At 44.4% G+C, this 8,223-nt stretch carries 8 protein-coding genes and 1 pseudogene; 7 read left to right on the forward strand and 2 right to left on the reverse strand.

Annotated elements, in window-relative coordinates; genetic code table 11:
* From QZX97_RS18955 to QZX97_RS18970, 4 genes and pseudogenes are all read left to right on the forward strand, one after another.
* Window positions 1-989, forward strand: a pseudogene (locus QZX97_RS18955) (DNA polymerase/3'-5' exonuclease PolX); the annotation flags it as partial.
* Complete coding sequence (locus QZX97_RS18960) at window positions 986-1,966, forward strand: glycosyltransferase family 9 protein (protein ID WP_295652945.1); 981 nt, start codon at window positions 986-988, stop codon at window positions 1,964-1,966. The pseudogene QZX97_RS18955 and the gene QZX97_RS18960, both read left to right, overlap by 4 nt.
* A gap of 30 nt (window positions 1,967-1,996) precedes the next feature.
* Window positions 1,997-2,623 carry a porin family protein gene (locus QZX97_RS18965; protein ID WP_295652942.1) on the forward strand — a complete coding sequence of 209 codons (627 nt, stop codon included), beginning with the start codon at window positions 1,997-1,999 and terminating at the stop codon, window positions 2,621-2,623.
* A gap of 32 nt (window positions 2,624-2,655) precedes the next feature.
* Window positions 2,656-3,141, forward strand: a complete 486-nt coding sequence (locus tag QZX97_RS18970; protein WP_295652940.1) for a histidine phosphatase family protein — start codon at window positions 2,656-2,658, stop codon at window positions 3,139-3,141.
* On the opposite strand, the gene dprA is transcribed toward QZX97_RS18970, so the two are convergent.
* Window positions 3,138-4,244: a DNA-processing protein DprA gene (gene dprA, locus QZX97_RS18975; RefSeq protein WP_295652937.1), complete on the reverse strand. Its 1,107-nt coding sequence runs from the start codon at window positions 4,242-4,244 to the stop codon at window positions 3,138-3,140. The two genes, QZX97_RS18970 and dprA, sit on opposite strands and share 4 nt — an antisense overlap.
* A 191-nt stretch (window positions 4,245-4,435) precedes the next feature.
* Here dprA and QZX97_RS18980 point away from each other — a divergent pair, with 191 nt between their 5' ends.
* The 3 genes from QZX97_RS18980 to QZX97_RS18990 all read left to right on the forward strand — a co-directional run bounded on the left by QZX97_RS18980 (window position 4,436) and on the right by QZX97_RS18990 (window position 7,863).
* The gene (locus QZX97_RS18980) at window positions 4,436-4,816 is read left to right on the forward strand and encodes a BlaI/MecI/CopY family transcriptional regulator (protein ID WP_295652935.1); all 381 of its coding nucleotides are present in this window, start codon (window positions 4,436-4,438) and stop codon (window positions 4,814-4,816) included.
* On the forward strand, window positions 4,813-7,221 hold the full coding sequence (locus QZX97_RS18985) for a M56 family metallopeptidase (RefSeq protein ID WP_295652932.1): 2,409 nt from the start codon (window positions 4,813-4,815) through the stop codon (window positions 7,219-7,221). Before QZX97_RS18980 ends, QZX97_RS18985 begins: the two co-directional genes overlap by 4 nt.
* 120 nt (window positions 7,222-7,341) lie before the next feature.
* Window positions 7,342-7,863, forward strand: coding sequence for an energy transducer TonB (locus QZX97_RS18990; RefSeq protein ID WP_295652931.1), 522 nt, complete (start codon window positions 7,342-7,344; stop codon window positions 7,861-7,863).
* Between the two features lie 26 nt (window positions 7,864-7,889).
* Here QZX97_RS18990 and QZX97_RS18995 read toward each other — a convergent pair.
* On the reverse strand, window positions 7,890-8,223 hold a 334-nt coding region (locus tag QZX97_RS18995; RefSeq protein WP_295664928.1), incomplete at its 5' end, for an RsmG family class I SAM-dependent methyltransferase.

Consider the following 8,223-nt stretch of genomic DNA (forward strand, 5'->3'; position numbering starts at 1 on the left):
AACACGGTGTAAGGGTGAGCATCACTGTTGCCGACACCGACTATTATAAGCAGGTTTTTGTAAAAACAGGCAACAAGGAACATGTAGAGGCAGTTTTGGCTTTGATAAAAGGCCTTAACTTTAAGCCAACCAGCGAAGAGGAAATATATCAAAAAGCCGGCCTGCAATATATGGCGCCTGAACTGCGCGAGGACGATGATTTCATCGCGAAAGCAGCTAAAAATGAGTTGCCAAAGCTTATTGAGTACGCCGACCTGAAAGGCACGCTACATAACCACAGTACCTGGAGCGATGGCGTGAATACCATTGAGGAAATGGCGCTGTATTGTCGCGATACATTGAAACTGGAATATCTGGGCATGTGCGACCATAGCAAGACGGCTTTTTACGCCAAAGGCTTGAGCATTGAACAGGTGCTGCGGCAGCATGAGGAGATAGATAGCTTGAACAAGAAATTGGAGGGTTTCCATATTTTTAAGGGCATTGAGTCGGATATACTGAATGATGGTTCGCTGGATTACCCTGACGAGACATTACAGCGTTTCGATTTTGTAGTAGCATCGGTACACAGCAATTTGAAAATGGCCGAAGACAAGGCGACAGCGCGATTGATAAAGGCAATTGAAAACCCGTATACCACCATTTTGGGCCACCCTACCGGCAGGCTGTTGTTGAGCCGTAACGGTTACCCTATCGATTATAAAAAGGTAATAGATGCCTGTGCCGCCAATAATGTGGTGATAGAGATAAACGCCAACCCGTTGCGTTTGGACCTGGATTGGCGCTGGCACCAGTATGCTTTAGACAAGGGAGTTTGGTTGTCTATTAACCCCGACGCGCACCGCGTGGAAGGCTTTTTGGATATGCATTATGGCGTTTTGGTGGCCCGCAAAGGCGGCCTTTATAAGGAAAGGTGCCTCAACGCCTTGAGTTTTGAACAGATAAACAAGGCTTTTGCAAGCCGCAAAACAAAAATAGCGACGCATTGAAAAAAGGCCTCAAAATACTGGTGATACGCTTCAGCTCAATGGGCGACATTATTTATACCACGCCGGTGGTACGTTGTTTAAAAGAGCAGTTGCCGGGTGGCGAGGTCCATTTTTTAACCAAAGCGGCCTTTAAATACATTTACGATGGCAACCCCTATGTGGATGAAGTACTCTTGCTAAAGGACAAATTGTCGGATACCATTGATGAGATAAAGGCTGGTCAGTATGACTATATCATCGATTTGCACAACAACCTGCGCACGGCCATCATCAAGTTGAGGACGGGGATAAAATCGTCGACCTTCCCGAAATATACGGTGCGCAAGTGGCTGTCGCTCAAATTAAGGCTTAAGCTGGTGCCTGCAACCCATTTGGTCGACCGTTATATGCAGGCGGTTGCTTTTTTAGGCGTCAAAAACGATGAAAAGCCGATAGATTATTTTATTAAGAAGGAGTACCAACTGGCCGACTTGTTACCGGCGTCGCACCAAAAAGGTTATGTGGTATTCATCATCGGCGCCACGCATTTTACCAAGCGGATGCCGAACGCGAAAATCAGCAATATTTGCGGGCAAATAGAATTGCCGGTTGTGTTGTTGGGCGGCAACGATGTAAAAGCTAACGGCGAAGAAATAAATTTAACTGTTGGCGATAAAATTTATAATGCCTGCGGAAAAACTACGTTAGATGAGTCGGTTTATTTGTTGTCGAAAGCAACACGGGTGATTGGTTTTGATACCGGGCTTACCCATATAGCCGAAGCATTTAAAGTGCCGATAGCGTCTATTTGGGGAAGTACGGTACCCGAGTTATTGGGCGTGCAGCCGTACCAGGTAAAGGATGCCGAAGTGATAGGCATTGAATTGGCTTGCAGGCCCTGTTCAAAATTCGGGTTGGATAAGTGCCCTTTGGGGCATTTTAAATGCATGAACGATATACCTGAAAATGTTGTTGTTAGCTTCGCAAATAATGCGTAAAATAGAGGGTTGATTAATTGTCAGTTTTACATGAAAAAAATACTATTTCCCCTGGTATTGTTTATCGTAGTTTATCACTGTTCGTTTGGCCAGGACCTGAAGTTTGGTATACGCGGCGAGGTATGTTTTGCATCGCAAAGCATTAACGACCCGGATATATTGTCGACAAATTCGGTAACCACGTTAAAAGTTACCGGCTATTTTGATAAATATCTGGGCGATAGCTTTTATTTAGAACCGGGCATCAGTATATTGGGTAAAGGGGTAAAAGCTTATCAAAACGCGCAAACCGACATTATAACCTTAACCTATCTGGACGTGCCTGTAAACTTTATTTATAGATTCAATGTTAAACGGATGGGGAAAATATCTGTTGGGGCCGGGCCTTATATAGGCTGGGGCTTGAGCGGAAACGACCAAAACGAGACCACCAACGTAACATCGGGGCAGGCCGTTACTTTTGGCGATACAGAAGACTATAAGAAAGTAGAATACGGGGCTACCTTTATGGGCGGCTTAGAACTAAACAACCATTTAACCTTTAACGTAAACTACGCTTTTGGCTTAAATAACATAGCTGCCGACCAAACACTGGCTTCCGGGACTATTAGTGTAAAAAATCGTGTATTTTCGATGGGATTAGGCTTTGATTTTTAAAACAATTACGATAAACAACTGTTGATAAGGAAATGAAGAAACTGATGTTAGTGCGTCACGCGAAATCTGACTGGAACGATCCTACCCAGGATGATTTCGACAGGCCATTAAATGAACGCGGGCTTGCCGCTGCGCCGCAAATGGCTGCCCGGTTGTTACAACAATCAATCATTCCGCAGCGCATTATATCGAGTCCGGCCTTAAGGGCAAAAACCACTGCTCTGGCTTTTTCGCTAAAGTTGAATTTACCCGAAATATCGTATAATGAAGCCATTTACGATGCACGATACGCAGATTTGCTACGTGTAATCAACAAGTTGCCCGATGACGATGATTTTGTGGCTTTAGTTGGGCACAATCCCGGCATGAGCGACCTGCTATACGAGTTAACGCACGATATGGCCGATATGCCCACCTGCGCGGTAGCCGTAATAGAGTTTAATACCGACCATTGGGAATTGGCTGGCGAAGGCATGGGCCGGGTTAAATTTTACGACTTTCCGAAAAACGGCGATTAATGTTCGATGCTGTAGGTTTTGCCCGGCAGCGAACGTACAAAGCCCTGCATTTCCAGGTTCAATAAGTTCATGGCCAACTGGCTAAGGGGCAACGCAGTTTTAATGGCCAAATCATCTATCCCCAATTGCCCTGCGTTTTGTTGTATGGTTTCGAAGATGAGCCTTTCGTTTGTTGTCAGGTCGATAGGTAAGCTCAACTGCGGTTTTTGTTTGGTATTCCCATCCGGTTTTTCCCAACCTAAAATATAGGCCAAATCGGCACCCGAGGTCAGCAAAGCCGCTTTATTATTGCGGATGAGGAAGTTGCATCCGGTTGAGTATTCGTCTGTTATCCTTCCGGGGAAGGCAAAAACATCGCGGTTGTACGAGTTGGCAATTTCGGCGGTAATAAGTGCGCCGCCTTTTATATTGGCCTCTACCACAATCGTGGCATCGGCAATGCCGGCCACTATGCGGTTGCGCTTGGGGAAGTTTTCCCTATCGGGGACGGTGCCTGATGGAAAATCGGTCAGCCAGCCACCATTGGTCAACATTTTATCGGCAACAGCCTTATTTTGCGCCGGATAGATCCGGTCGAGCCCATGCGCGAACACGCCGACAGTAGGTATATCCATACGGAGGCTCTCTTTGTGGGCGCAAATATCAATGCCATAGGCCAGTCCGCTTACAATCAACACATCGTAACCTTTCAGATCTTCTATCAGTTCTTTGCATAATTGCTTGCCGTAATCCGTTGCGTTGCGGGTACCCACAATGCTGATGATACGGGCATGATTTAAATCGGCGGTACCTTTATAGTATAGTAGCGCCGGGGCATCGGCGCAGGATTTTAAGCGTTTAGGATAAGCGGGATCGGTATAAAACAACACTTTGATATCGTTCTTTTCGATAAAGGCCAATTCGGCTGCAGCTAATTGCATGGCCTCTGCCGGAGAGTGCAATTGCTCGATGGCCTTGGCCCCGATGCCCGGTATCTGCGCCAGTTTTTTTGGCGATGCCTCAAACACGGCTTCGGCACTGCCGCAATAGCTTACCAATACTTTAGTGAGATGGTCGCCAATGTGGCGGGTAAAGGTTAAAGCAAGCTGGTGAAGTGTTGACATAGGCGATTTTGCCGAAAATATAAATTTATTGCTACATAAATAAACATGCCTTAAGTTTATACGCAATGAACAGCTATATTTAATATCTAAATTTCAAAAATTCAATTTTTATCAAAAAACTACAAAAATAGTTTGTAAACTAATAAAATAGTTTTTAACTTTAACTTGTTAATTAATAACCCCGTACAATAATGAAACAGATCAAAGAACTCACCAGGGCCGAAGAACAGGTAATGCGCATATTGTGGCAACTGAACGAGGCCATCGTGAAAGACGTGCTGGAGCAAATGCCTGAGCCAAAACCAGCGTACAATACCGTATCCACCGTGATCAGGGTATTGGAAACCAAGGGCTTTATCGACCATAAGGCTTATGGTAATTCTTACGTGTACTTCCCTACCGTAAGCGAGGAGAATTATAAAAAGTTCGCGTTTGATAAGATCATGAACAATTATTTCAGCAACTCGTACCAAAGCCTGGTATCCTTCCTGGTAACAGAAAAAAACCTGAGCATAAACGAATTGGAAGAAATTACCAAACTGGCCCAAAAACTTAAAAACAACCAAAAATGAATTGGATGCGCTACCTGTTAGAGGCCAACCTATATCTGGCTGCCTTCTATATATTGTATTGGTTTTTATTGCGGAAAGAAACGTACTACCAGCTGAGCCGTGTGTATTTACTGGCAACCAGTACGCTGGCATTTTTTATCCCATTGATACAATTGGGGGTATTAAAGCCGCAGGAACCTATTACACAGGTAGCAAACGTGATGCCCGCCAATATTACTATTGGCGATTTGCAGACCATTCAATTATCTGAACCGGCAGCACCAGCCTATACCCTATTTGATTATTGCCTGATGGCTTATGCAGCCATTACCGTGGCCATGCTCATCATTTTATGTGTTAAGATTACGAAGTTGATGATGCTGAAACGACGGAATGCAACCCGCATTGGCGAGGATTTTGTGTTGGTTGAGGTGGAAGATGATAGTGTAGCTTTCTCGTTTTTCCGTTACCTGTTTATCGATGCCAAACTGGCAACATCGCCAACTATTATTCGGCACGAGCGGGTGCATATCCGCCAAAGGCATTCGTTCGATATTATTTACCTGGAACTGCTTAAGGTGGCAAACTGGTTTAACCCTTTTGTTTATTTATTGCAAAACAGCATTAAAGAGCTACACGAATATATTGCCGACCAGCATACCGCCGAGTTTGAAAGCGGCAACGACAACTATGCCGAATTTTTGATCAGCAATGCGTACGGAGTATCGCAAGGGACTTTAACCAATGCCTTCTTTAACAAAAACCTGTTGAAAAAGCGTATTACGATGCTTTATCGCAAGCGTTCGGGCAGGGCTGCTAAATTTAAATATGTGCTGGTTTTACCATTGGTATGCGCGTTGCTTTGCATATCGACCATGGCATTTACCGACAAGAGTTACGGTCTGGTGGATCTGTTGCCACGGCATATAGAAATAGCTGTGCCCCGGTTTAGCTTTAGCACTACCCACCTTACACGCGGCAAAGGAGTTATTGAAAGCGACACCCTGGTGGCCAAACCAAAAGATGCAACAGTAACCGACATTGTATTAAGCAAACACGATACTACTATTCTCGACACCGTTAAATCTCCCTTAATTGTTGCTAACGGCAGGATATTGCCCCCATCAATGACGCGCAAGCTGAAAACCAAAGCGCCGGGCGAAGGGGAAATTGCCGGTTTGGCCGATATTAACCCTGCGGACATAAAAAGCATTTCGGTGTTAAAGGGGGAAAGTGCAACAGCCTTATACGGCCCGGCAGGCGCGCATGGGGTAATTATTATTACCACAAACGAATATGCCCGGGGATGGATAGACGCGAAGATTGACCGTGCAAACGGTGTTAGGATGAACCAAGGTATACGGATATCCGAAAAAGGTGTTGGAACACCTGGCAGCAGTGATGTCAATTCGCCAAACGTGGTTTTTACGGCAGTGGAAAAAGAACCTGAGCCTGCGAATGGAATGCAGGGTTTTTATGATGTTTTGGCAAAAGCGATACGCTACCCTGAAGAAGACCGTAAAAACAGAACACAAGGCAAAGTTATCATCCAGTTTATTGTGGAGAAAGATGGCAGCCTGGATAGTATGCGCGTATTGCGTGCCCCGTCGCCAACTTTGGGGGCAGAGGCAGTGCGTGCGATAAAAACAACCGCAAACTGGAAACCGGGCATACAAAACGGCAAACCGGTAAGAGTGCAGTTTACCATACCGGTGAATTTTACTTTAGAGCCGAACATCGGCGGAACGGGCACAATGCCCGAATTTTATGGTCTACAAAAAAGCATTGCTGACCATGCTACTTCGTTAGAGGCTAAAATGAACAAGGACTTTGGTACGGTGGTGGCTGTATTCAATATCAACGATAATCATATCACCTCCGTGAATATCCCAAAAGGTTTGAACAAAGATGTTGATGATGAAATAGCTAATACCATAAAGGGATATAAGGATGAAATAAAAACCAAACCCGGAGATTATTCAATAGTTCTTTTTTTCGGTATTCCACAAAAGCAAGACGGTATACAAACTTACACCAACAATACAACACGCGTGATGGTTTATCTTTTGGGTATGAAAAAATATACAGCGGCAAACGTCAGATTGCCTGCGCCGACCGTACGCCCAAATGTAGGGCTAATCATAACCGATAATAAAATTGCTTTGTATATTGACAGAAATACAACGAAGGAGCAACTGGACGAATACAAAACAAAATTGCGCGAAAAGAAAATCGACCTGAATATCGATAAGATAAAATTTGACAACGATAAAAAAATATCCTATATAAAATTCAGTGTTGATTGTAATGATGGGTTTAAAGGTTCGGGCGCGTATGCATTAACCGAAGCTACTAAGGTTGGCTTTTATCGATTGTATGATAAAAACGCCGAATCGCCTTTTGGGGTAGGTCTGAGTCCACAATAAATAACCAGTATATAGTTTTAATTGAGCCGTACCTGCTTTGAGGGGTGCGGCTTTTTTATGCTGCAATGATTGTGGTTTTTGGGAAGAATATGTATCTTTAAACTTACCTACTACCTTAAAATGATACTGACCCAAACTCCAAAAAGTAGCCGTAAGCTAAACTACCGGCTATTATTACCCGCAATATTTACATTGATTAGCTTAAGCCTTGCCGCAAACGCGCAAAAGAAAACGGTGTTGGATAGCATCCCCTCGTTTCCCGACAGTACGGTTAAAAAAGTTGATAGTGCTGCGGTAGCCTATGCCGAGCAATTGCGAAAAAAGTACCATACAACTATTGTAGCGGTAGAACCAACACCACGTGGCGGATTGGATAAGTTTTACCAGTTTTTAGCTGTTAACTTGAGATACCCAGCTGAAGACTGGAAGAATTCGGTGCAAGGCAAGGTATTTATACAGTTTATAGTGGAACGGGATGGCAGCTTAAGCGATTTTACTGTTGTACGCAGTCCTTCAAAAACATTGGCCGAAGAAGCAATACGTGTGCTGCAGTTATCGCCTAAATGGATACCTGCCTTTCAAAATGGGAAACCGGTAAGGACGCAATTTACGCTACCGATTACCTTTAACTTGGGAAAATAGCGATAATGTATTAGAAATAGTATCGCTCAACCCTTTACATACACCACCTGCTTGGTCTCAAAAAACTCCTCGTCGAAATAATCTTTGAGGTAGGATTGCTGCACATTGAGGCCAGATTCGTAGATTTCCTGGGCCAGGTCGCCACCTTTTAGGTAGAGGATGCCGTTGGGCAGGGCATTTTGGGAGGCTTTATTAAATTTGTTGCGCACCCAGGGATAAAAATCCTTGAGCTGTGTTACCGCCCGCGATACCACAAAATCGAATTTTCCGGGAACATCTTCGGCACGCAGGTGCGATGCTTGTACGTTTTTCAGTCCGATGGCCGACGCCACTTCACTCACCACTTTTATCTTTTTGCCG

The sequence above is a fragment of the uncultured Mucilaginibacter sp. genome, from assembly GCF_903893715.1.
Taxonomy (GTDB): Bacteria; Bacteroidota; Bacteroidia; order Sphingobacteriales; family Sphingobacteriaceae; genus Mucilaginibacter.

Excerpts from the sequence above, each read along its gene's own strand:
- QZX97_RS18985 (WP_295652932.1), top strand. The coding sequence starts at position 4,813 with ATGAATTGGATGCGCTACCTGTTAGAGGCCAACCTATATCTGGCTGCC.
- dprA (WP_295652937.1), bottom strand. The coding sequence starts at position 4,244 with ATGTCAACACTTCACCAGCTTGCTTTAACCTTTACCCGCCACATTGGC.
- QZX97_RS18965 (WP_295652942.1), top strand. The coding sequence starts at position 1,997 with ATGAAAAAAATACTATTTCCCCTGGTATTGTTTATCGTAGTTTATCAC.
- QZX97_RS18980 (WP_295652935.1), top strand. The coding sequence starts at position 4,436 with ATGAAACAGATCAAAGAACTCACCAGGGCCGAAGAACAGGTAATGCGC.
- QZX97_RS18990 (WP_295652931.1), top strand. The coding sequence starts at position 7,342 with ATGATACTGACCCAAACTCCAAAAAGTAGCCGTAAGCTAAACTACCGG.
- QZX97_RS18970 (WP_295652940.1), top strand. The coding sequence starts at position 2,656 with ATGAAGAAACTGATGTTAGTGCGTCACGCGAAATCTGACTGGAACGAT.